This is a genomic window from Bradyrhizobium macuxiense (assembly GCF_001542415.1).
Classification (GTDB): Bacteria; Pseudomonadota; Alphaproteobacteria; order Rhizobiales; family Xanthobacteraceae; genus Bradyrhizobium; species Bradyrhizobium macuxiense.
In genome coordinates this window covers 43,488-65,653 of the sequence record NZ_LNCU01000112.1, presented here as the reverse complement: position 1 = coordinate 65,653, position 22,166 = coordinate 43,488, and the positions used below count along the sequence as shown (strand labels likewise).

General features: G+C 65.1%; 21 protein-coding genes and 1 other RNA gene. 12 read left to right on the top strand and 10 right to left on the bottom strand.

Translation table 11 applies throughout. The features are described from left to right. Nucleotides 1-3: 3 nt before the first annotated feature. The 3 genes from AS156_RS33840 to AS156_RS33830 all read left to right on the top strand — a co-directional run bounded on the left by AS156_RS33840 (nt 4) and on the right by AS156_RS33830 (nt 5,707). Nucleotides 4-1,323 (top strand): UDP-glucose dehydrogenase family protein, encoded by a 1,320-nt coding sequence (locus AS156_RS33840; protein ID WP_066513695.1) that lies wholly within the window; start codon nt 4-6, stop codon nt 1,321-1,323. Nucleotides 1,324-1,443: 120 nt separating this feature from the next. Then, nucleotides 1,444-3,978, top strand: a complete 2,535-nt coding sequence (gene hrpB, locus AS156_RS33835; protein ID WP_066513694.1) for an ATP-dependent helicase HrpB — start codon at nt 1,444-1,446, stop codon at nt 3,976-3,978. A gap of 277 nt (nt 3,979-4,255) precedes the next feature. Next, nucleotides 4,256-5,707, top strand: a complete 1,452-nt coding sequence (locus AS156_RS33830) for an NCS1 family nucleobase:cation symporter-1 (RefSeq protein WP_066513693.1) — start codon at nt 4,256-4,258, stop codon at nt 5,705-5,707. 204 nt (nt 5,708-5,911) lie between these two features. On the opposite strand, the gene AS156_RS33825 is transcribed toward AS156_RS33830, so the two are convergent. Both AS156_RS33825 and AS156_RS33820 read right to left on the bottom strand, forming a co-directional pair. Continuing rightward, entirely contained in the window at nt 5,912-6,604 is a 693-nt protein-coding gene (locus AS156_RS33825) for an integrase core domain-containing protein (protein WP_066513692.1), read from the bottom strand. 6 nt (nt 6,605-6,610) lie between these two features. Beyond that, on the bottom strand, nt 6,611-6,898 hold the full coding sequence (locus AS156_RS33820; protein WP_066513691.1) for a helix-turn-helix domain-containing protein: 288 nt from the start codon (nt 6,896-6,898) through the stop codon (nt 6,611-6,613). A 246-nt stretch (nt 6,899-7,144) separates the two neighbouring features. On the opposite strand from AS156_RS33820, the gene AS156_RS33815 reads away from it, so the two are divergent. The 4 genes from AS156_RS33815 (at nt 7,145) to AS156_RS33800 (ending at nt 9,977) form a co-directional block, all read left to right on the top strand. Beyond that, nucleotides 7,145-7,666: a TIGR02281 family clan AA aspartic protease gene (locus tag AS156_RS33815; protein WP_066513690.1), complete on the top strand. Its 522-nt coding sequence runs from the start codon at nt 7,145-7,147 to the stop codon at nt 7,664-7,666. Between the two features lie 135 nt (nt 7,667-7,801). Next, nucleotides 7,802-8,032, top strand: coding sequence for a nucleotidyltransferase family protein (locus AS156_RS33810; RefSeq protein ID WP_347336660.1), 231 nt, complete (start codon nt 7,802-7,804; stop codon nt 8,030-8,032). A 116-nt stretch (nt 8,033-8,148) separates the two neighbouring features. After that, nucleotides 8,149-8,361 carry a HepT-like ribonuclease domain-containing protein gene (locus AS156_RS33805; protein WP_066513688.1) on the top strand — a complete coding sequence of 71 codons (213 nt, stop codon included), beginning with the start codon at nt 8,149-8,151 and terminating at the stop codon, nt 8,359-8,361. Between the two features lie 116 nt (nt 8,362-8,477). Continuing rightward, nucleotides 8,478-9,977 (top strand): phosphomannomutase/phosphoglucomutase, encoded by a 1,500-nt coding sequence (locus AS156_RS33800; RefSeq protein ID WP_066513687.1) that lies wholly within the window; start codon nt 8,478-8,480, stop codon nt 9,975-9,977. A gap of 180 nt (nt 9,978-10,157) precedes the next feature. Here the strand turns inward: AS156_RS33800 and AS156_RS33795 are convergent, their stop codons facing one another. From AS156_RS33795 to AS156_RS33770, 6 genes are all read right to left on the bottom strand, one after another. Continuing rightward, entirely contained in the window at nt 10,158-11,624 is a 1,467-nt protein-coding gene (locus tag AS156_RS33795; protein ID WP_066513686.1) for a methyl-accepting chemotaxis protein, read from the bottom strand. Next, nucleotides 11,605-11,973 (bottom strand): hypothetical protein, encoded by a 369-nt coding sequence (locus tag AS156_RS33790; RefSeq protein ID WP_066513685.1) that lies wholly within the window; start codon nt 11,971-11,973, stop codon nt 11,605-11,607. The genes AS156_RS33795 and AS156_RS33790 overlap by 20 nt, the downstream gene beginning before the upstream one ends. 132 nt (nt 11,974-12,105) lie before the next feature. Beyond that, nucleotides 12,106-12,606: an Lrp/AsnC family transcriptional regulator gene (locus tag AS156_RS33785; RefSeq protein ID WP_066513684.1), complete on the bottom strand. Its 501-nt coding sequence runs from the start codon at nt 12,604-12,606 to the stop codon at nt 12,106-12,108. A 77-nt stretch (nt 12,607-12,683) separates the two neighbouring features. Further along, nucleotides 12,684-13,634, bottom strand: coding sequence for a sugar kinase (locus AS156_RS33780; protein WP_066513705.1), 951 nt, complete (start codon nt 13,632-13,634; stop codon nt 12,684-12,686). 74 nt (nt 13,635-13,708) lie between these two features. Beyond that, nucleotides 13,709-14,659 carry an NAD(+) diphosphatase gene (nudC, locus tag AS156_RS33775; protein ID WP_066513683.1) on the bottom strand — a complete coding sequence of 317 codons (951 nt, stop codon included), beginning with the start codon at nt 14,657-14,659 and terminating at the stop codon, nt 13,709-13,711. A 1-nt stretch (nt 14,660) separates the two neighbouring features. Next, nucleotides 14,661-15,080, bottom strand: coding sequence for an HIT domain-containing protein (locus tag AS156_RS33770; protein ID WP_066513682.1), 420 nt, complete (start codon nt 15,078-15,080; stop codon nt 14,661-14,663). Between the two features lie 97 nt (nt 15,081-15,177). Between AS156_RS33770 and ffs the strand changes: the two genes are divergently transcribed. The 5 genes from ffs (at nt 15,178) to AS156_RS33745 (ending at nt 18,765) form a co-directional block, all read left to right on the top strand. Continuing rightward, an RNA gene (gene ffs / locus AS156_RS33765) (signal recognition particle sRNA small type) lies at nt 15,178-15,274 on the top strand. A 109-nt stretch (nt 15,275-15,383) separates the two neighbouring features. After that, complete coding sequence (locus tag AS156_RS33760) at nt 15,384-17,252, top strand: DNA polymerase III subunit gamma/tau (RefSeq protein WP_082747894.1); 1,869 nt, start codon at nt 15,384-15,386, stop codon at nt 17,250-17,252. A gap of 20 nt (nt 17,253-17,272) precedes the next feature. Continuing rightward, a complete protein-coding gene (locus tag AS156_RS33755) occupies nt 17,273-17,593 on the top strand; it encodes a YbaB/EbfC family nucleoid-associated protein (RefSeq protein ID WP_066513681.1) in 321 nt (106 codons plus the stop codon). Continuing rightward, entirely contained in the window at nt 17,594-18,199 is a 606-nt protein-coding gene (gene recR / locus AS156_RS33750; RefSeq protein ID WP_066513680.1) for a recombination mediator RecR, read from the top strand. A gap of 137 nt (nt 18,200-18,336) precedes the next feature. Further along, nucleotides 18,337-18,765 carry a hypothetical protein gene (locus AS156_RS33745; protein ID WP_245313192.1) on the top strand — a complete coding sequence of 143 codons (429 nt, stop codon included), beginning with the start codon at nt 18,337-18,339 and terminating at the stop codon, nt 18,763-18,765. Between the two features lie 508 nt (nt 18,766-19,273). Here the strand turns inward: AS156_RS33745 and AS156_RS33740 are convergent. Beyond that, nucleotides 19,274-20,650 (bottom strand): AmpG family muropeptide MFS transporter, encoded by a 1,377-nt coding sequence (locus AS156_RS33740; RefSeq protein WP_066513679.1) that lies wholly within the window; start codon nt 20,648-20,650, stop codon nt 19,274-19,276. A 307-nt stretch (nt 20,651-20,957) separates the two neighbouring features. Then, the gene (locus tag AS156_RS33735; RefSeq protein WP_066513678.1) at nt 20,958-22,166 is read right to left on the bottom strand and encodes a DNA recombination protein RmuC; all 1,209 of its coding nucleotides are present in this window, start codon (nt 22,164-22,166) and stop codon (nt 20,958-20,960) included.

Sequence of the window (22,166 nt, the reverse complement as noted above, 5' to 3'; positions counted from 1 at the left end):
CTCATGCGCATCGCCATGATTGGCACGGGTTATGTGGGGCTGGTATCGGGCGCCTGTTTTGCGGATTTCGGTCACCATGTGACCTGCGTGGACAAGGATGCGAGCAAGATCGCAGCGCTCCATCGGGGCGAGATCCCGATCTTCGAGCCCGGTCTCGACGCGCTGGTCGCAGCCAATGTGAAGGCCAAGCGGCTCGAGTTCACCACCGATCTGGCGGCACCCGTCGCTGAGGCCGACGCGGTGTTCATCGCGGTCGGCACGCCGTCGCGGCGCGGCGACGGCCACGCCGACCTCACTTATGTCTACGGCGCCGCGCGCGAGATCGCTGCGGCCATCAAGGGCTTTACCGTCGTCGTCACCAAGTCGACCGTGCCGGTCGGCACCGGAGATGAGGTCGAGCGGTTGATCCGCGAGACCAATCCCGCGGTCGACGTCGTGGTCGCCTCCAATCCGGAATTCCTGCGCGAGGGCGCCGCGATCCGCGACTTCAAATTCCCCGATCGCATCGTGGTCGGCACGTCGGACGAGCGCGGACGCAAAGTGCTCGGCGATGTCTATCGGCCGTTGTCGCTGAACCAGGCGCCGGTGATGTACACGGCGCGGCGCACCGCGGAGCTGATCAAATACGCCGCCAACGCATTCCTCGCGACCAAGATCACCTTCATCAACGAGATCGCCGATCTCTCCGAGAAAGTCGGTGCCGATGTGCAGGAAGTCGCGCGCGGCATCGGGCTCGACAACCGCATCGGCTCCAAGTTCCTGCATGCGGGCCCCGGCTTCGGCGGCTCCTGCTTCCCGAAGGACACCCGCGCGCTGATCAAGATCGCGCAGGACCACGATGTGCAGCTGCGCATCGTCGAGGCGGTGCTCGGCGTCAATGACATCCGCAAGCGCGCGATGGCGCGCAAGGTCGCAAACCTCTCCGGCGGCAGCCTGCGCGGCAAGACCGTCGCGGTGCTCGGCCTCACCTTCAAGCCCGACACCGACGACATGCGCGAGGCGCCGTCGATCCCGCTCGTCACCGGCCTGCTCGACATGGGCGCCAGGGTGCGTGCGCATGACCCGGTCGGCATGGAGCAGGCCCGCAAGGAGCTGCCCGACATCGAGTATTGCGACGATGCCTATGAGTGCGCCAAGGGTGCCGACGCCATGGTCGTGGTCACCGAATGGGTGCAGTACCGCACGCTCGATCTCGAGCGCTTGAAGGCGGACATGAAGCAGCCGGTCGTGATCGACCTGCGCAACATCTATCGCCCCGAGGACATGGCCGCGCACGGCTTTGCCTATGACAGCGTCGGCCGCGCGCCGCTGCCGCGGACGTAGCCTCAATACTGCTGTCATACCCCGCGGAGGCGGGGTATCCAGCAAGCCCGGTCTTCGCGGCCGGGCATGATGGTGGTTACTGGATCACCCGCTTGCGCGGGTGATGACGGATGATTGGTTTTGCCGCGCAAGTTTGATACGCCGCTTCCCATCGACGCCGTGCTCGATGAGCTCGACCGCACGCTCGCCGGCCACAACGCCGCGGTGCTGGTCGCTCCACCCGGTGCCGGCAAGACCACGCGCGTGCCGCTGGCGCTGCTCGATGCACCCTGGGCCAGGGGCAAGAAGATCATCGTGCTGGAACCGCGCCGCATCGCCGCCCGCGCCAGCGCCGAGCGGATGGCGAAGACGCTCGGCGAGCGCGCCGGCGAAACCGTCGGCTATCGCGTCCGCTTCGGCTCGAAAGTGTCGCGCGCGACGCGGATCGAGGTCGTCACCGAAGGCATCTTCTCGCGGCAGATCCTCGACGATCCCGAGCTCAACGGCGTCGCCGCCGTGCTGTTCGATGAATTCCACGAGCGCTCGCTCGACGCCGATCTCGGGCTCGCGCTGGCGCGGGACGCGCAGACCGGGTTGCGCGAGGATCTCCGCATCCTCGTGATGTCGGCAACCCTCGACGGCGCGCGCGTCGCGAAACTGCTCGGCGATGCGCCGGTGGTCGAGAGCGAGGGGCGCGCCTTCCCGGTCGAGACCCGCTATCTCGGCCGCAAGGCGGATGCGCCGCTGGAGCGGCAGATGGCGGATGCGATCGCAACCGCGTTGCGCGCGGATGCCGGTTCGGTGCTGGCGTTCCTGCCGGGTGCGGCCGAGATTCGCCGCACGCAGAACTTGCTCGCCGAGCGCGTGCAGGATCCCGCGGTCGAGATCGTGCCACTGTTCGGCGCGCTCGATGCCGGCGTGCAGGATCGCGCCATCGCGCCGGCGCCGAAAGGGACCCGCAAGGTGGTGCTGGCGACCTCGATCGCCGAGACGTCGCTCACCATCGAGGGCGTCCGGATCGTGGTGGACTCCGGCATGGCGCGGGTGCCGCGCTACGAGCCTGATATTGCGCTGACCCGACTGGAGACCGTGCGGGCCTCGCGCGCGGCGGTCGACCAGCGGCGCGGTCGTGCCGGCCGTATCGAGCCTGGCGTGTGCTACCGTCTGTGGGACGACCCGCAGACCGCCTCGCTGCCGGCCTACACTGCGCCGGAAATCCTGTCCGCCGATCTGTCCTCGCTGGTGCTCGACCTCGCGCAATGGGGCGTCAACGATCCCGCTACCCTTGCCTTCCTCGATCCGCCGCCGGCGCCGGCGCTGAAAGAAGCGAAGTCGCTGCTCAGCGAACTTGGTGCCCTCGACGGCGACGGCCGCATCACCGCGGAGGGCAACAGCCTGCGCGCGCTGGCGCTGCCGCCACGGCTGGCGCGCATGATCGTGGACTCCGCGCGGTTCGATGCGGCGGAAGAGGCCGCCGAGATCGCGGCGATCCTGACCGAGCGCGGGCTCGGAGGCGACAGCGTCGATCTCGATGTCAGGCTCGATCAGTTCCGCCGTGACCGCTCGCAGCGCGCGACCCGCGCACGCAACATGGCGCAGCGCTGGGCCGCGCAGGTCGAGAAGTCCGAGACACGTTCTTCTCCCTCCCCCCTTGTGGGGGAGGGCCGGGGAGGGGGGGCCACAAAGGTGGTGCCTGTCGATGATCGCGATCTCTCCACCGGCGTGATGCTGGCCTTCGCCTTTCCCGACCGCGTCGCGAAGAATCGCGGCAATGGCAGCTTCGTGCTTGCCAATGGCCGTGGCGCAGCCGTCGAGCAGACCTCGGCGCTGGCGCGCGCGCCCTATATCGCCGTCGCCGAACTGACCGGCACGGCGGCGAGCGGCCGCATCCTGCTGGCGGCGCCGATCACCCAGGAGGAGATCGAGCAGCGCTTCGCCGACCAGATCGAATCGCTCGAAGAGGTGACTTTCGACCGCGGCGCTATGGCGCTGCGGGCGCGCCGCAGGCGCTCGCTGCATGCGATCACGCTGTCGGAGGCGCCGATGTCGCTGTCGCCGTCGGCCGAGACCGCGCGCATCTTCGCCGACGGCCTGATCGCCGCGGGGTTCGACCGGCTGCCCTGGTCGAAGCATTCGAAGCAGTGGCGCGATCGCGTCATGTTCCTGCGCAAGGCCGAGGGCGAGAGCTGGCCCGATCTGTCCGATGCCGCGCTCGCTGCCCGCGCCGACGGCTGGCTGGTGCCCGCGCTCTACGACAAGACCGCGCTGAAGGACCTGTCGGCCGGCGACTTGTCGGACGCGCTGATGGTGCTGTTGCCATGGGAGCTGCGTGCGCGGCTCGACCGCGAGGCGCCGACGCATTTCGAGGCGCCGACCGGCACGCAGCTTGCGATCGACTACGAGGCCGAGCAGGGGCCGACCATCGCGGTGCGGCTGCAGGAGTTGTTCGGGCTCAACACCCATCCCTCGATCGCCAAGGGTGCGGTGCCGCTGGTGCTGGAACTGCTGTCGCCGGCACAGCGACCGGTGCAGGTGACGCGCGACCTGCCGGGCTTCTGGCGCGGCAGCTATGCCGCCGTGCGCTCCGACCTGCGCGGCCGCTATCCGCGCCACCCCTGGCCGGAAGATCCCGCCAGCGCCATGCCGACCCGACGGGTGAAACCGCGCGGCACTTGAGAGTCCGACGGAAGCGGCTCGGAAACATTCTAACATCTGAATTTCGTTCTTCGTCATGGCCGGCAGAAGCGCGAAGCGCGTCTTCGCGCTAAAGCGTGATGAAATCAGGTTGAACTGGACCAGCAGCGAAGCTTCACCTCTCCCCAATCGGGAGAGGTGAAGCGAGCGCGTGGCCACAGATGACGAGCTGGATGAATTCTAGCGCTGGCGAATGCCTGGAAACGGTGGTTAAATTTGTGCGTCGGGATCACAGGCTCGCACTTTTGGGGAGGCTGCCTTGGAGATCAGGAACGCATCGCCGTCACTTTACAATGAAGATCTGGCCCCCGCGAGGGAACGCAACTGGGGCGCCTTCAGTATCTTCAACGTCTGGACGTCTGACGTCCACAGCCTCTGGGGCTACTATCTAGCGGCCAGCCTGTTCCTGCTCTGTGGCAGCTTCGTCAATTTCATCCTGGCGATCGGCGTCGGCTCGCTGGTGATCTTTGTCCTGATGAGCCTGATCGGCAATGCCGGCGTGAAGACGGGCGTGCCCTATCCGGTGCTGGCGCGCGCGTCGTTCGGCGTCTGGGGCGCCAACATCCCGGCGCTGGTCCGCGCCATCGTCGCGTGCTTTTGGTACGGCGCGCAGACGGCGGCAGCTTCAGGCGCGATTGTTGCGCTGCTGACCCGCATCGACAGCTTCAAATCCTTCCACCAGTCGACGCACGTGCTCGGCCATTCCGGCCTCGAGGTGATCTGCTTCGTCGTGATCTGGGCGCTGCAGCTTCTGATCATCCAGCGCGGCATGGAGACGGTGCGCCGCTTCCAGGACTGGGCGGGGCCTGCCGTGTGGCTGATGATGCTGATCCTCGCGATCTATCTCTGCATCACGGCCGGCGGCATCTCGCTCAGGGCGCCGATCCCGCAGGATGTGCTGCTGGAGAAGACCAAGGATGCCGGCGTGCCCGGCGAGCCCGGCACGTGGCCCGCGCTGTTCGCGGTTGCCGCGACCTGGATCACCTATTTCGCGGCGCTGTATCTCAACTTCTGCGACTTCTCGCGTTACGCGCCTGACGCGGCGGCGTTACGCAAGGGCAACATCTGGGGGCTGCCGGTCAACCTGATCCTGTTCTCGCTGGTCGCCGGCGTCACCACGATCGCGGCATTCAACGTCTATCACGAGGTGCTGCTGCATCCCGACCAGATCTCGGCGAAGTTCGACAGCTGGTTCCTGGCGCTGCTCGCCGCGGTCACCTTCGCTGTCGCCACGCTCGGCATCAATGTCGTCGCCAATTTCGTCTCGCCGGCGTTCGACTTCTCCAACGTGTTCCCGCGCCAGATCGACTTCAAGAAGGGCGGCTACATCGCGGCCCTGATCGCGCTCGTGCTGTATCCCTTCGCGCCCTGGGAGGGTAGCGCAGCCTCGTTTGTCGGGTTGATCGGCGCGACCATGGGACCGATCTTCGGGATCATGATGGTCGACTATTATTTGATCGCGAAGGGCAGGGTGAACGTGCCGGCGCTGTACCAGGAAGACGGCGAGTACCGCTTCCAGAACGGCTGGAACGTCAGCGCGCTCGTTGCCGCGGCGATCGGTGCGCTGTTCTCGTCGATCCTGCCGAACTTCACCTCGCTGCTGCCGTCCTGGTGGGCGGTCTACGGCTGGTTCTTCGGTGTCGGGATTGCCGGTGCGGTTTATTACGCGCTGCGCACCGCGCTGGCGAGTCCGGTCGCCAAGACCGCTTGACGCCGTACCGCCTGAGGCCGTCGCAGGCGGTGAATCTATTCCTCCCGTCATTGCGAGGAGCTCGCGACAAATTGCAGAGCAATTTTGCGCTGTAGCGACGAAGCAATCCATGCTCCCGCGTACGCGGCACGATGGATTGCTTCGCGGAGCCTGTCATCGGGCGCGCATTTGCGCGACCCGTTGGCTCGCAATTGTCGATGTTCACTAATTCGCTGATTGGATTGCGGTGGTCTTGGTAGCTGCGAAGGCCTTCGGGGTTTGGCCTGCCAAGGCCTGATGAGGCCTGTGGTTGTTGTAGTAGATGAGGTACTCGAACAACTCATTGGCGAAGTGGTCGAGGTTGTCGAAGGTTGCGCCTTCGATGACGTCCTCGTCGAGGGTTCGCCAGAAGCGCTCGATCTTGCCATTGGTCTGCGGCCGGTAGGGCCTGGTGTAGCGATGCTTGATGCCGAGTTCGAGCAGCATGGCCTCGAAGGGATGTTCCTGAGGGGTGTTGCGGGAGGCGAACTCGGCGCCGTTGTCGGACAAGATTTCCTGGAATGCGATCCCATAAGTGACGTTGAGGGTGTTGATCATCTTCAGTGTCTTGAACATGACTGGCAGCGCCTTCTTGGAGGTCAGGACCTCGGCCCAGGCCAGGCGCGAGCAGCTGTCGATCAGGCTGACGATGTAGGCCGCGACCGGGGGTGGCGCGAGGAACGTATCGCGCGGCAATTGATGCAGATCGACGTGCCCCAGTTCCCCGAGCTTGTCCTTGATAATGCGACGTTTCTCCTCGCGCATCGCCGGCGTGCGGCGGTTCAGCTGATGGCGTCTCAGCACCCGGTAGATCGTCACCGGCGAAGGTACCGTGTCCCGCTGCTCGCGCAAGACCGCATGGATCTCGTAACGGTTCATCCCCCGCTAGCGGCAGGCGATGATCTCGGCCTCGATCCCTTCCGGCTGACGCCGCTCCCGCCATTTGGGTCCGCGGCGGCGCGGCAACAAGTCCGCTTCATCGCCACTCTGCAAATAGCGATTGTAATACTTGCGGAAGGTCTGCGAGCAGGTCCCGTGGTGGCGGTAAAAATCGCCAACCCGCTTGAACAACTCCGACCGGCCGGCCTTCACCGCCTCATACTCCGGAATCAAAAATCGCCACTTCTGCAAATAGTTGCGTTCTATTGTCCGGTCGTAGCTGTTATCGCGCATCGGATCGTCCTCCAGAAGAGCAATCCAATCAGCGAATTAGTGAACATGCACAGCAATGACGAACGTAGGCCCGTCACCTTGCCGAGGTGACCGATGCCGTCAGGCGCCTCGATAGGGCTTCTCTGAGGTTGCATTAACCCTTCGCTCATCCTTTTCGTCAAAATGACAGGCTTGGTCCCACAGCGTCGCTCGCGGCGGGGCGTCCGGCGTGGTCAAATTGCGTTTCGGTTTTCCGAGTGTGGTGTCATGCGTAACTTGATGATTTTCGCGGCCATCATGATCGGGCTGGGCACGTTCATGGCTCAAATGGCCAGCAAGATGACGCCCGCCGCCGCGACCACTGCGCAAGCACAGAAGACTGTGGTGACGCCCGTCGTCGCGGCGGCGCCGACCAGCGCCCGCACGCTGACGATTCCCCCCGACGCCCGCGGCCACTTCGCGACCGGCGGCCGCATCGACGGACAACGCCTCGACTTCATGGTCGACACCGGCGCATCGGTGGTCGCGCTGAACGAAACGTCCGCGGCGCGCTTCGGCCTGCGTCCGGTGCCGGGCGATTACACCGCGCGCGTCACCACGGCCAACGGCACCATCAAGGCCGCGCGCACCCGCATCGCCATGATCGAGCTCGGCGGCCTCATCGTGCGCGACGTCGACGCCATGGTGCTGCCGGATGAGGCGCTGTCCGAGAACCTGCTCGGCCTGTCCTTCCTGTCGAAGCTGAAGCGTTTCGAATACGCCAACGGCAAGCTGGTGCTGGAGCAATAGGCCGCGGCGTGCCCGTTGCCGGTTCGGGAGCCTCTCCCGGTTGGAGCTGGCGCATGCTATATTCGGCTCATGGACGGTTCTGATGCAATCGACACGTTACGGCGATCTGAGCAGACCCTGCGCAGGCGTGGGGTGATGCATGCCGCCTTGTTCGGCTCGGTCGCGCGCGGCGATTTTCGTCCGGATAGCGATATCGATATCATGATCGAAATCGATCCGGACGCGCACCTGACTGTCTTCGACTACGTGGATCTCAAGGAGTACATTTCCGGGCTTTTCGAGCGACCTGTCGACGTGGTCAATCGCGACGCTCTGAAATCACACGTCCGGCCTGCCGCGACGGGTGATGCCATCTGCGCCTTCTGATCGCGCGGACGGTGCGCTCCACACGTCCTCCATATTGACCTGTCGACGAGGTTTGTCGAAGGCCTCGTCAGGCGTTCAAGGCGGACACGCGTTCCGTCTGCGCGGTAACGCGCTGTCTGGAAATCATCTCGGAGGCATCACGGCGTCTCCCCGCCGATCTCAAGGCGCGACATCCTGGTATTGCATGGAGACAGATGGCAGGGGCCGGCAACGTCTATCGCCATGACTATGAAGATGTTGCCGCCCAGCTTGTATGGGACACGGTCGAGCGTGCGCTGCCGCCCCTGAGGGCCGTCATCGAACAGGAGATTGCACGCTCGACGAGTTAGGCCGCCAATTCTGCCGCATTTATCGGCCACCAGCCCCCAGTCTCATCTTTCGCTCACGTCCCGCATTCGCTAAGGCTGCGGCGATGTCCTTCCGCAATCGACGATAAGGCCGTTCAATGTTCCCCAAGCCGAAATCCGTGCTGGTTCCGAATACCTATGCCTTCGAATCCGAGCCGATGGTGAAGCCGACCGGGTTTCGCGAATATGACGCGCGCTGGTTGTTCAACAAGGAAATCAATTTGATGGGCGTGCAGGCGCTGGGCATGGGGCTCGGCGCGCTGATCACGGAGCTCGGCGTCCGCCAGGAGATCGTCACCGGTCATGATTTCCGCGGCTATTCCGCCTCGATCAAATATGCCCTGATCTCGGGCCTGGTGGCGGCGGGCTGCAAGGTGCATGACATCGGCCTTGCCGTCACGCCGATGTCATACTTCGCGCAGTTCGACCTCGATGTGCCCTGCGTCGCGATGGTCACCGCCTCGCATAACGACAATGGCTGGACCGGCGTGAAGATGGGCGCCAACCGCCCGCTCACCTTCGGCCCCGACGAGATGACGCGGTTGAAGGAGATCGTGCTCAATGCAGAGTTCAAGAACAAGGCCGGCGGCTCCTACCAATTCCACGAGGACTATCCGGCGCGTTACATCGCGGATCTCACCAACCGGCCGAAGCTGAAGCGCAAGCTGAAGGTCGTGGCGGCCTGCGGCAATGGTACCGCGGGCGCGTTCGCGCCGCAGGTGCTGGAGGCGATCGGCTGCGAGGTGATTCCGCTCGACACCGAGCTCGATCACACCTTCCCGAAATACAATCCGAATCCCGAAGACATGGAGATGCTGCACGCGATCCGCGATGCGGTGCTGGCGCACAAGGCGGATGTGGGCCTGGGCTTCGACGGTGACGGCGACCGCTGCGGCGTCGTCGACAACACCGGCGAGGAGATCTTCGCCGACAAGGTCGGCGTGATGCTGGCGCGCGACATGTCGGCGATCCACAAGAATGCGCAGTTCGTCGTCGACGTGAAGTCGACCGGGCTGTTCGTCACCGATCCCGTGCTCTCGAGCCAGGGCGCGACGACGGTTTATTGGAAGACCGGCCATTCCTACATGAAGCGCCGCACCAACGAGCTCGGCGCGCTCGCCGGTTTCGAGAAGTCCGGCCACTTCTTCTTCAACAAGCCGTTCGGCCGCGGCTATGACGACGGCCTCGTCTCGGCGATCGCAATCTGCGAGATGCTCGACCGTGCACCCGGCAAGTCGATGGCCGACCTCAAGAACGCGCTGCCGAAGACCTGGTCGTCGCCGACGATGTCGCCGCATTGCGCCGACGAGGCGAAGTACGGTGTCGTCGATGCCGTGGTAAAGCACTTCGAGGCACTGCAGCAGAAGGGCGGCAAGGTCGCGGGACAGCCGATCCGCGATCTCGTCACCGTCAACGGCGTGCGCGTCACGGTCGAGGACGGCAGCTGGGGACTGGTGCGCGCGTCCTCGAACAAGCCCGAGCTGGTCGTCGTGGTTGAAAGCCCCGCCAGCGAGCGGCGTATGCACGACATGTTCGAGGCGATGGATTCCGTGCTGCGCACGCATCCCGAGGTCGGCGAATACAATCAGAAGATCTAGCGACAGCATTCGCCGCATTTGAAGGTGTCATCACCCGCGCATGCGCATGCGGGTGATCCAGGACGCCGCGGCACATCGGTTCAATCGCGATTGCCTCTGGAATACTGGAGCGCCCGGTCCTAGTGCGCAATTGCGCACTAGGACCGGGCGATGACGGCCGAGATTGGTGCCGACGTCTTGTCACGCCGCGCGCAGCGAACCCAGGAAACTGTCCAACTCCGTCTTCAGCCATTCCGATTGTGACGACAGGCCGTTCGCGGCGTCGAGCAGCTGCGCGGTCGCCTTGCCGGCTTGTTCGGATGCCTGGTTGACGCTGAGGATGCCCTTGCTGACATCCCTGGTGCGGTCGGCGGCCTGCTGCAGATTGCCGGAGATCTCCCGGGTCGCCGCGCCCTGCTGATCGACGGCGGCTGCGATCTCGCCGGAGATCTGGTCGATCTCGGCGATGGTGCCGCCGATGACCTCGATGGCGCTGACGGCCTTGCCGGTCGCGCTCTGGATATCCTGGATCTGCGCCGAGATTTCCTCGGTGGCCTTCGCGGTCTGATTGGCCAGCGCCTTGACCTCGCTGGCGACAACAGCAAATCCCCGGCCATGCTCGCCGGCGCGTGCCGCCTCGATGGTGGCGTTCAGCGCCAGCAGGTTGGTCTGGCTGGCGATGGTCTGGATCAACGTCACCACCTCGCCGATCTTCTGCGTTCCGGCGGCAAGGCCTTCGACGACGGTGTTGGTGCGATGCGCCTCTTCGGCGGCCTTGGCGGCAATCCGGGCGGAGCGCGTCACCTGCTCGGCGATGTTTTTGATCGAAGCGGTGAGCTCCTCCGTCGCCGATGCGACGGTTTCCACATTGGTCGACGCCAGCGTCGATGCGGAGGCAACGGCCGTGGCCTGGCGCATGGTTTCCGCGTTGCTGCCGTCCATCGATGCCGAGAGCGCCTGCATCGCACTCGCTGCCGCCGCGACGGCCTCGACGACATCGGCAATCTTGCGCTCGAAGCCGGCGGCGAGGTCGCGCCTTGCCGCATCGCGGTCCCGCTTGGCCTGCTCGGCCTCGAGCCGGTCGGCATTGGCGCGCGCTTCCGCGGCACTGGCAGCTTGGGCCTGGGCCGCTTTCTCGGCCGCCGTCTCGAACAGCCGGGCGAGGGTGTGCGCGAGCCAGATCAACACGCCGGCCTCGATCAGGAGGATGACGGCATGGAGGATGACACGGCCAAGATCGGCACCGCCGGGATAGATGGCGGCCGGCAGCATGAAGTTGAGCGCCAGATGATGCAGCGCGACCGCCACTGTGCCCGCGACGATCGGCCGGTAGTCGCAATAGGCGACCAGGCACGCCAGCGCAGCGAAGAAGTACATGTGCATGTCGACTTGCCAGGCGTGGCCGGCGAACTGAAAGACCAGCATCGACACGCCGGCCATCAGGGCGACGGCGACGACCATGCGGGTCGCCGGCCCATTCCCCGAGACATGCCAGGACACGGTCGCGGACGATGCCATCGCCACCATGAAGGCGGCCGGCATCAGCCAATCGGCGTGCAGCACGATACCGACGATGACAGCGATCGGAACGTGGAGCCAAAGCACGACGAGGAGTATCTTGCTGGCGGTCTCGCGCAAGGCCGCCATATCATCGCCCTCGAAGGTCATCCCCAGCTCCCAAATCGTCTGGCTTCAGGCAGGCAGCGACCGCCCGCGGATCGATGGTCAGCCAGGCACCGGACTCATACAGGCGGTTGAGCCCGCCATCGCGGTCGGGCCGCACCACCAGCAGGGTCGGAAGGGCCGTCAGCCGGACGATCGACGCGTTGGCGGACGCTGCGGCAACAAGCGCGCGCTCGGTCCCCCACCACGGCGGAAAAGCCACGGCCACCACCTCGGCACCGGCGCGAACCTGCAGCGACAGGGCCGCAACTGCGATCCAACTCGCGATCAGCAACGCAGCCGCGCCAAGCCATGCAGGCCGTCGCGTCGTCGGGATGGTGTCCCCCCGCTCCATGGCAGGACGATACCGCTGACGGCGCTAACTTCAGGTAAACGCCGTCGCGGCAGACTACTTGGGAGCATGTCTGCTTGGGGGCGTGTCTGCTTGGGATCGTGTCGGTTGCCGTCTGGCGATGTGCCGCGGCGCTTACGCCGCCGGCACCGGCAGCGCGGTCACCGACTTGATCTTCTCCATCGCGAAGCGCGAGGTGACGTTCTTCAGCGGCACGGCGCTGATCAGCTTCTTGTAGAAGATGTCGTAGCTCTGCATGTCAGCGACCACGACGCGCAGCATATAGTCGACGTCGCCGGCCATCCGGTAGAACTCCATCACCTCGGGCATGGCGCTGACGGCGTCGGCGAATTTGCGCAGCCAGGCGTCCGAATGGTCGGCGCTTTCGACCGAGACGAACACGGAAATCCCGAGCCCGATCTTGTTCTGGTCGACGAGGGCGACGCGGCGCAGGATCACGCCGTCGGCCTCCAGCCGCTGGATGCGCTTCCAGCACGGCGTCGACGACAACCCGACCCGGTCGCCGATCTCTGCGACGGAGAGCGAGGCGTCCTCCTGCAGCACGGTCAGGATCTTGCGGTCGATGGCGTCGAGACGGCGGCTGTCCTGGTGAATCTGAACGGCAAGGTCAGTCATAGAAGAAAGTTCCATATGATCGGTTGATATACCTCATATATAGAAAAATCTTCTCTGGCAAGTGGTTCCTTCCCGGCCTAGGCCAGCCGCTCGTCGTGGTGCTGGTCCAAAAACTCTTCAACTTCAGTACGTTGCGGTGCGGCATAAGCACCCCCGAAGCGGGTGCATTTCAGTGCTGCGGCGGCCGAGGCGAACCGCAGCGCCAGGCGCAGCTCCCGCTTCTCGGTCATGGCGAGCGCGAACGCGCCGTGGAAGACGTCGCCGGCGCCGAGCGTGTCGACGCTGTTGACCGGGAAGGCCGCGGTCTCCTCCAGCTCGCCCGTTTCATTCAGCCAGATCGTGCCCCTCGGCCCCCGCGTGGCGGCCAGAAAGGATGCGCTGAGCTTGGCCATCTGCCGGAGCGCCTCGCCGTCGTCGGTGACGCCGGCCGTCTCCTGCAGCGGCCCGCTGGAGAAGATCAGGTGGGACGAGGCGGACAGCAGCCCGTCCTCCAGCGACATCACGCGGTCGACGTCGACGATCACGGGGATTCCGCGCCTAACCGCCTCGGCGCAAAGCTCGGTGCAGAAGGGCGCGCAGCGGCTCTCGGTCAGAATCGCCGCGCAATCCTCCAGCAGCAGCTCGGTCGGCGGCAGCTTCACGTTCCAGAGCCCGGGATCGCGGAAGGTGACGTTGGTGCGCTCGCCGCCCGGATCGATCATGATGGTCGAGATCGGGGTGGCGAGATCGGGCACATGCACGATGTGCGTGGTCTCGACGCCTTCCTCGGCGAGCTTGTCGAAGATGAAGCGGCTCGAGGTCTCCCGCGAATCACCCATAGGTCCGCACAGCGACGCGCGGCCTCCGAGCCGCACGATGCCGATTGCGGCGTTGAGTCCATTTCCGCCGCAGATCTCTTCGAAATGGCTGGCGCGCGCCTTCGATCCGCGCGCAGGTACGCTGCTGACGCGGAACGTGAGGTCTCGCACCGGCATGCCGATGCAGAGAATCCGAGGCGGGATTTTCGGCGCTCCGGTCTGAAAATTCATGCGGCGGCCCGTCATGACGGTTCTGTCAGAACCTGTGCCCGGATTTAATCTGGTGGGACGATGTCCGGTTCCGGTTATTTGCCCGAAGCGTCCCCGTGATGCACCCACCGTCCGAGCAGGTGATGGGCAATCGCGAAGGGGTGCGGTCCGGCGAGGCCGTCGGGATGCTGCCGCTCGATCATCAGCGTTGCCTCATCGCGATTGAACCAGCGGGCATCCTCCAGCTCCGTGCGGTCGACCACGATGTTCTCGGTGGTGGCGCGCGCGGTGCAGCCGATCATCAGGGATGACGGATAGGGCCAGGGCTGCGTCATGTAGTAATTGACGTCGGTGCAGCGGATGCCCGACTCCTCGAAGATCTCGCGCCGTACCGCGTCCTCGATGGTCTCTGCCGCTTCGACGAAGCCGGCGAGGCAGGAATACATGCCGGGCATGAACTGCTTCTGCCGGCCCAGCAACACCTTGTCGCCGTAGGTGACCAGCATGATCACGACCGGATCGGTGCGCGGAAAATGCTCGGTCTTGCAACTCGGACATTCGCGCTTCCAGCCACCATCTCGCATCGAGGTGCGCGTGCCGCAGTTCGGGCAGAAGCCGTGGCGCTGATGCCAGCTCACCATCGACTTCGCCATGGCGATCGCCGAAAGCTGCTCCGCCGGGACGGCGCCCTGCATCGCCATGCCGCGCAGCTCGGTCACGGTGACGTCGCTGCGGCCGACCAGCTTTTCGGCTGCCTGCGGGGAGATGCCCATGCCGAAGATCGGCGCGCCGTCGCGCAGCCCCAGGAAGATCGTGCCGGGATTGGCGCCGAAGCCCTGCGCCTCCGCGAAGGAGAGCAGCGCGCGGGGGCCGTCGGCGTCCTGCTTCACCACCAGCGAGTCGCGATAGACCACATAGGCGCGGGCTTCGCGATGGCCTTCGAGCGCGAACAGCTTCTCGTCGCTGGTGCGCAGATGCGCGGCGCGATCCAGAACGTGTGTGACGAAGGCAGGTTGCCCGAGCGGAAACTTGTCGAATGTTGACATCTCAACCCAACCAGATCTTGCGGCGAAGCGCGTTGATGAAATTCTGCACTTCCTCGGCGTCATGCGCCAGCGGCGGCATCACGCCCCAAACGGGACGCGGCCATGCAGCGTCGCTGGCGCGGCGCGCGATGATGTGGACGTGAAGCTGCGGGACCAGATTGCCGAGTGCCGCGATATTCAGCTTGTCGCACTTGGTGATCTCTTTCAGGGCCCGCGCGACCCGGGAGGTCTCCGTCATCAGCTGCGCCTGTTCGACCTCGTCGAGGTCGATGATTTCGACCGCGCCGTCGCGTCGCGGCACCAGCAGGAGCCACGGATAATGCGCATCCTTGATAACGAGAACCTTGCACAGCGGCAGGTCGCCGATGTCGATGGTGTCTTTCTTGAGCTGCGAATGCAGCGTCCAGTTGGAGGCGGGCATGAGGGGGAAATAATGCCTTTCCGTGTTCCCTTACAAGTCCCACAAAGCACGGTCAGGCCGCTTGCTTTCCGGCTGTTTTGGCCCCAAATAGGGACCGGGAGATTGGCGGTGGACGAGCCACTCGCCAACCGGGTCAGGTCCGGAAGGAAGCAGCCCTAACGAGGTCCGGATCGGGTCGCTCGTCAGTCTCCTACCTGTTTTTCCGAGCGAATCGCGCTGGAACGGCGGTCTCCGCGCCCGGCGCTCGATTTCGGCTCTATCCGCACGCCGGCTGCAAGAGAAATCCAAGTTGCGGATTGACGCATGAATGACGCTGGCGACCCTTCCCATCAGTCCGACGGTGCGGGCAAAGGAAGCCTGGACGGCGGCTTTGACCAAGGCGGTTTTGATTTGGGCGGCGCGCCCGACGCCGCAAAGCCCTACCGCGTCCTCGCCCGCAAATACCGCCCCTCCAGTTTCGAGGACCTGATCGGCCAGGAGGCCATGGTGCGCACCGTCTCGAATGCGTTCGAGACCGGGCGGATACCGCAGGCCTGGATCCTGACCGGCGTGCGCGGGGTCGGCAAGACCACGACCGCGCGCATCCTTGCCCGCGCGCTGAACTACGAGAAGCCGGACGGCTCGGTGAAGGGGCCGACCATCCACATGCCCGATCTCGGCATCCACTGCCAGGCGATCATGGAAAGCCGGCACATGGACGTGCTGGAGATGGACGCTGCGTCCCATACCGGCGTCGACGATGTCCGCCAGATCAATGACAGCGTGCGCTATGCGCCGGCGAGCGCGCGCTACAAGGTCTACATCATCGACGAAGTCCACATGCTGTCGACCGCGGCTTTCAACGCCTTCCTGAAGACGCTGGAAGAACCGCCGGAGCACGCCAAGTTCGTCTTTGCCACCACCGAGATCCGCAAGGTTCCGATCACGGTGCTGTCGCGCTGCCAGCGCTTCGACCTCCGTCGCGTGGAAGCCGACGTGCTGATGAAGCATCTCGGAAATATCGCGACCAAGGAGGGCGTCGAGGTCGAGCCCGAGGCGCTCGGCATCATCGCCCGCGCCGCGGAGGGCTCGGTGCGTGATTCGCTCTCACTGTTCGACCAGGCGATCGCGCATGCCGCAGGCCAGGTGAAGGCCGACGCCGTCAGGCAGATGCTGGGGCTGGCCGACCGCACCCGCGTCATCGATCTCTTCGATTCGCTGGCGCGCGGCGATCTCGCCAGCGCCTTCGCCGAGTTCCGCGCGCAATATGACGTCGGCGCCGATCCGGTCGTGGTGCTGTCCGACCTCGCCGAATTCGTCAATTTCGTCACCCGCGTGAAGGTCGTGCCGACGACGGCCGATAATGTCGCGTTCGGCGAGACCGAGCGCGTGCGCGCGCGTGAATTCGCCGCGAAGCTGTCGATGCGGGTGCTGTCGCGGATGTGGCAGATGCTGCTCAAGGGCATCGCCGAGGTGCAAACCGCGACGCGCCCGGCGGCCGCCGCTGAAATGGTGCTGGTGCGGATCGCGTATGTTGCCGACCTGCCGACGCCGGATGAGGCCATCCGGATGATCGAGCAGAATGGCGGCGGCGCGGCTCCTGCGACGTCTGGTTCAGGCACGCCGCAGGCCTCGCGTGGCGCTCCGACATCGGCGATGTCAGCCATGCCGTCGGCGCCGGTTCGCGCACCGCAGGCTGCGCCGCGCGCCGATCTCGCCGCGCGGCCGCAGATGGCGTCGCCGGCCGCCAATGCCGCGCCGGCGCTGCGGATCACGAGCTTTCCGCAGTTGATCGCGCTCGCCGGCGAGAAGCGCGACATCATGACCAAGAGCGCACTCGAGGCCGATGTGCGGCTGGTGCGTATCGAGGACGGCCAGCTCGAGATCGCCCTCGAGCCGAAGGCACAGCGCGCGCTCGTCACCGATCTGCCGCGCAAGCTCGAACTATGGACCGGCCGGCGCTGGACCGTGATCATTTCCAACGAGGCCGGCCAGCCCACGGTGCGTTCGCAGAACGAATTGGCGCGCAATGAGCATCAGCGCGCCGCGGAAGCCGATCCGCGCGTGCAGGAGGTGCTGGCGCGCTTCCCCGGCACCAAGGTGGTCGAGGTTCGCCGCCTTGCTGTCGAGGTTCCGGTTGCGGATGCGACCGGCGAAGATCCGATTGAAACTTCCGACGGCGACGACGATTGATCTGAAGACAGGATGCACGCATGGCTGATTTTCTCGGCATGATGAAACAAGCAGCGCAGCTGCAGTCCAAGATGCAGGCGATGCAGGAAGAGCTCGGCAATGTCGAGGTCGAGGGTGTTTCCGGCGGCGGCCTTGTCGCGGTGCGCATGACCGCGAAGATGGAAGTGAAGGGCGTCAAGATCGACCCCTCGCTGATGAAGCCGGAAGAGCGCGAGGTGCTCGAGGACCTGCTCGTCACCGCGCATGGCGATGCCCGCCGCAAGGCGGAGGCTGCGATGCAGGAGAAGATGGCGGCATTGACCGGCGGCCTCGGCCTGCCACCGGGACTTGGTCTCACCTAAATGGCCGCAAGCGTTGCCGGTCCGGAGATTGAACGCCTGATCCAGTTGCTGGCGCGGCTGCCGGGGCTCGGCCCGCGTTCGGCGCGGCGCGCGGCGCTGCATCTGATCAAGAAGCGCGAAGCGCTGATGACGCCGCTCACTTCGGCGCTGCAGGTCGCGATCGACAAGATCCAGGTCTGCAAGACCTGCGGAAACATCGATACACAAAACCCGTGCACGGTCTGCACCGATCCGCGCCGCGATCCCTCGATCATCGTCGTGGTCGCCGATGTCGCCGATCTCTGGGCGCTGGAACGCGCCAACGCGACCAATGGCCGCTATCACGTGCTGGGTGCGACGCTGTCGCCGCTCGATGGTGTCGGACCGCAAGACCTCACCATCGATCAACTGGTGGCGCGCGCGCACGCGCCCGAGGTCAGTGAGATCATCCTGGCGCTCAACGCCACCGTCGATGGCCAGACCACCGCGCATTACATCACCGATCTCCTGGCGGACGCCAATGTGCGGGTGACGCGGCTGGCGCATGGCGTGCCGGTCGGCGGCGAGCTTGATTACCTCGATGAAGGTACGCTATCCGCAGCCATGCGGCAGCGGACGCTGTTCTAGAACGCGATCCAAGACAGCGGGGCGCCGTGCGATCAGCGCGTTTCAAAATGATCGCGCTGAAACAACATGATAGGGTTGGATGACGATTCGGGGACGGTCATTCACGCTCTGACGAATCAGATACGGAACCACTGGAAATGACGACACACCGATTCGGCGTACGCCTGGGCTTTGCGTTCCTGGCGGCGACCTTGCTCGCGCCGTGCGTCGGCGCGCAGCAGAACGACACGCCGCAGAAGCCCGGCAAGCTGATCAGGAGTGGGGACGTGTTGTCGGGAGAGCTCAACGCCATGCGTGTCCGCGATGCCAGGAAGGGCGGCAAGCGCGTCGCGACCTACCAGATCACCAGCGAGCCGCGCCGCCTGCCGCCGCCGAACGGTCTGTGCAATCTCGAGACCGGACCCGAGACCTTCCAGCTCGTCACCACCAGCGAGGCCCAGGCCGCTCAGCTCAGGAGCCTCGCCGGCAGGGAAATCTCGGTGAAGGTCGACGAGATCGCCTGCGCGCAGGACGCCGGCCAGATGAGCGAAGCCATCGTCACTAAGTGGAGCGTGGTGACGAAGTAGGACGCACCACAATTGCAATGTCATCGCCCGGCTCGCGCGCGGGTGATGACACCGCACTGTTCGCCAGGTTGTTGCATAATCCATCGCTGTCGTCCCTGCCTAGTGCGCAATTGCGCACGGGAGCAGGGACCCACAATCACCGATGGTCATTGTTGAATGACGTTGGAACGACGAGTCCCGTCAACGACATCAGCCGCGGAGTATGGGTCCCTGCTTGCGCAGGGACGACATCTCGCGAATGGCAATATCGCCTCACATCTCCGCCAGTCGCACCACAAACTCGCTGTCGCCCCTGCGAAAGCAGGGGCCCATAACCACAGGGCATCGTTTGAGGCGCAACGGGCGGACGGCGATCTATCGCGTCAAACGAGGTTGCAACTGATCGGAACGCGGACCTCGTCCAACAATTTGGCCCGGTGGTTATGGGTCCCTGCTCCCGTGCGCAATTGCGCACTAGGCAGGGACGACACCGCATACTGCGTTCGGAGTCATTGCCGCGACAGGGGAGCTAAACCTTCACCGGCCCCAGCTCATCAAAATGTCCGCGCCGCTGCAGCCAGGTGAGCAGGATCAGGCTCGGAATCGCGACCAGCACACAGATCACGAAGAACACCGGCCAGCCGACGGCCTTGGCGACATAGCCCGCGCCTGACGACAGATAGGTGCGGCCGACCGCGGCCAGTGCGGTCAGCAGCGCATATTGGGTCGCGGTGTGCAGCGGGTTGCGGCACAGCGCCGAGAGATAGGCGACGAAGATCACGGTGCCGATCGCGCTGGTGAAGTTCTCCGCCGTGATCGCGAGCGCCAGCGCCCATTGATTGACGCCGACATGCGCGAGCCAGGAGAAGGTGAGATTGGCGATCGCCTGCAGCACGCCGCCGATCCACAGGCTGGTCGCGAGCGAATAGCGGCGCGCGACGAAGCCGCCGGCAAAGCCGCCGATCAGCGTCGCGGCCAGGCCGACGCCTTTCACGATCGCGGCATAGTCGACCTTGGAAAAGCCGATATCGATCACGAACGGCGCCGTCATGGTGCCGGAAAAAGCGTCGGTGAACTTGAACAGCACCACGAAGGCCAGCGCCGCGAACGCATCCTTGCGGCTGAGGAATTCGGAGAACGCACCGGCCGCTGCGCGCAGCACGCGTTGGGCCGCAGTCTGTGCATGCGTCGCCGCTTCGGCGTTCTTGGATTGCGAGGGCTCGGTCGCGGCAAGCGCGGTGATGGTGCCGACCAGGATCAGTGCGGCCATCACCACATAGCCCCACATCCAGGCCGACGTGCGGGCAAGTCCGGCCGCCTCGAAGCCGCTGACGATGAACAGTGCCCCCGCGGTCGAGACCAGCATGCCGACGCGATAGGCTGCGACATAGGATGCCATGCCGGCGGCCTGCTCGGTTTCAGGCAGGCTCTCGACGCGGAACGCATCGACCACGATGTCCTGCGTCGATGAGGCGGTGGCGACGAGGAGCGCGGCGAAGGCCGCAAACCACGGCGATCGCGCCGGATCGGCCATTGCCAGGACGAGGATGGTGACGATCAGCAACAGTTGCGAGAACAGCAGCCAGCCGCGGCGGCGTCCGAAGATCTGCGTGAACAGCGGCACATGCAGCGCGTCGACCAGAGGCGCCCAGAGGAACTTCAGCGTGTAGGGTGTGCCGATCAGCGCGAGCAGCCCGATGGTGCCGAGATCGACCCCGGCTTCCTTCATCCACACTTGCAGCGTCGAGCCCGACAGCGCTAGCGGCAGGCCCGAGGAGAAGCCGAGCAGCATCACGACCAGCACGCGCGGCTGCAGATACACCGCAAGGCTGTCACGCCAGGAGGTGGGGGTGGGGGCCGGTGCCGGCTTGGCAGACGCGTCTGACGTGGCTTCAGGTGCGGTCATAGAGTCGGTGTTACCAGATTCGGCCCCACAAAGACTGTCATCGCCTGGCGGGGATGCCACATCAAATTCGGTGTCGTCCCTGCGAAAGCAGGGACCCATAACCACGAATGGCGGTTGGTGGGCGATGTCGGAACAACGAGCTCCTCAACAATGAAAGCCGCGGCGTATGGTCCCTGCTTTCGCAGGGACGACAAGTGGAGACAATCTCGTTCCCACCCGCCTTTGGAATACTGGATCNTCGCCCGGTCCTAGTGCGCAATTGCGCACAAGGCCGGGCGATCCACCGAGTTTGTTGCGACGCTAGTGCTTATTCCCCCGCCTGCAGCTTGCGCGGGGCCGGGAACAGCTCGGGCGTCGCGGTCTTGACGAAGCGGGGAACCTCGATCGGGGCTTCGGACTTGCTGAAGTCCAGCTCCTCGATGCGGCCGGCGCGCTTCTCGATCTTGTCGGCGGAGATCAGGATCTGCCTGACATCCTCGTTCACCTGGCCGAAGTGGTTTTGCAGCTTCACCACGCGCTCGCGCAGGCGGGCCAGGTCGTCACCGAGATGCATCACCTCGTTGCGGATCTGGTCGGCGGCGTCGCGGATGCGCGCGTCTTTCAGGATCTGCTGCATCACCTGGATCGCCAGCATCAACAGCGACGGCGAGACCAGCACGACGCGGGCGCGATAGGCCTTCTGGATCACGTCGTCGAAGCCGTCATGGATCTCGGCATAGACCGACTCCGACGGCACGAACATCAGCGCGGTGTCCTGGGTCTCGCCGGGGATCAGGTATTTTTCCGCGATGTCGCTGACGTGCTTCAGCACGTCGCCGCGCAGCCGCTGGCTCGCGAACTTGCGCTCCTCGTCGCTGCGCGCGTCGTGCAACGCGGTCATCGCCTCGAGCGGAAACTTCGCGTCGATGCAGAGCGGGCGCTGGTCGGGCAGGAACACCACGCAATCCGGCCGCTTGCCCGTGGTGAGCGTATACTGGAACTCGTAGGAGCCCTTCGGCATGCCGTCCTGGACGATCGCCTCCATCCGCGCCTGGCCGAACGCGCCGCGCGACTGCTTGTTGGCGAGTACGTCGCGCAGCGTCGTCACCTGGGTCGTAAGCTCGTTGAGGTTCTTGTGTGCGTGGTCGATGATGCCGAGCCGCTCGTGCAGCACGCGGAGGCTGTCCATCGTGTTGCGCGTCGACTGTTCCATCGACTGGCCGACCCGATGGGTCACCGAATCGAGCCGCTCGTTGACGGCGCGTGCCATCTCGGTCTGGCGGCCGGCCAGCGCCTGCGCCATGGCATCGACCCGCCCGGATGCCTCGCTCTGGGCGCGCAGCATGTCGGCGAGCCGCTCCTCCAACTCGTCGGCCCGGATGGTCTGGGCGACGGCGAGTTCCGCGCCGCGCCGGCTCGCCCGCGCGATCACCACGGCAATGGTCAGCAGCAGCACCAGGGCCAGCACGCCAAGGGCGATCAGCGCGTCGGAGACGCGGATGGGGAGGTCGCCGATTGTCAGGAGAATCTCGTTCAT

Bases quoted from the DNA above. Each gene is read 5' to 3' on its own strand.
- AS156_RS33840 (WP_066513695.1), top strand. From the start codon at position 4: ATGCGCATCGCCATGATTGGCACGGGTTATGTGGGGCTGGTATCGGGC.
- AS156_RS33825 (WP_066513692.1), bottom strand. From the start codon at position 6,604: ATGAACCGTTACGAGATCCATGCGGTCTTGCGCGAGCAGCGGGACACG.
- AS156_RS33820 (WP_066513691.1), bottom strand. From the start codon at position 6,898: ATGCGCGATAACAGCTACGACCGGACAATAGAACGCAACTATTTGCAG.
- AS156_RS33815 (WP_066513690.1), top strand. From the start codon at position 7,145: ATGCGTAACTTGATGATTTTCGCGGCCATCATGATCGGGCTGGGCACG.
- AS156_RS33810 (WP_347336660.1), top strand. From the start codon at position 7,802: ATGCATGCCGCCTTGTTCGGCTCGGTCGCGCGCGGCGATTTTCGTCCG.
- AS156_RS33800 (WP_066513687.1), top strand. From the start codon at position 8,478: ATGTTCCCCAAGCCGAAATCCGTGCTGGTTCCGAATACCTATGCCTTC.
- AS156_RS33795 (WP_066513686.1), bottom strand. From the start codon at position 11,624: ATGACCTTCGAGGGCGATGATATGGCGGCCTTGCGCGAGACCGCCAGC.
- AS156_RS33790 (WP_066513685.1), bottom strand. From the start codon at position 11,973: ATGGAGCGGGGGGACACCATCCCGACGACGCGACGGCCTGCATGGCTT.
- AS156_RS33785 (WP_066513684.1), bottom strand. From the start codon at position 12,606: ATGACTGACCTTGCCGTTCAGATTCACCAGGACAGCCGCCGTCTCGAC.
- AS156_RS33780 (WP_066513705.1), bottom strand. From the start codon at position 13,634: ATGAATTTTCAGACCGGAGCGCCGAAAATCCCGCCTCGGATTCTCTGC.
- nudC (WP_066513683.1), bottom strand. From the start codon at position 14,659: ATGTCAACATTCGACAAGTTTCCGCTCGGGCAACCTGCCTTCGTCACA.
- AS156_RS33770 (WP_066513682.1), bottom strand. From the start codon at position 15,080: ATGCCCGCCTCCAACTGGACGCTGCATTCGCAGCTCAAGAAAGACACC.
- AS156_RS33760 (WP_082747894.1), top strand. From the start codon at position 15,384: ATGAATGACGCTGGCGACCCTTCCCATCAGTCCGACGGTGCGGGCAAA.
- AS156_RS33755 (WP_066513681.1), top strand. From the start codon at position 17,273: ATGGCTGATTTTCTCGGCATGATGAAACAAGCAGCGCAGCTGCAGTCC.
- recR (WP_066513680.1), top strand. From the start codon at position 17,594: ATGGCCGCAAGCGTTGCCGGTCCGGAGATTGAACGCCTGATCCAGTTG.
- AS156_RS33745 (WP_245313192.1), top strand. From the start codon at position 18,337: ATGACGACACACCGATTCGGCGTACGCCTGGGCTTTGCGTTCCTGGCG.
- AS156_RS33740 (WP_066513679.1), bottom strand. From the start codon at position 20,650: ATGACCGCACCTGAAGCCACGTCAGACGCGTCTGCCAAGCCGGCACCG.
- AS156_RS33735 (WP_066513678.1), bottom strand. From the start codon at position 22,166: ATGAACGAGATTCTCCTGACAATCGGCGACCTCCCCATCCGCGTCTCC.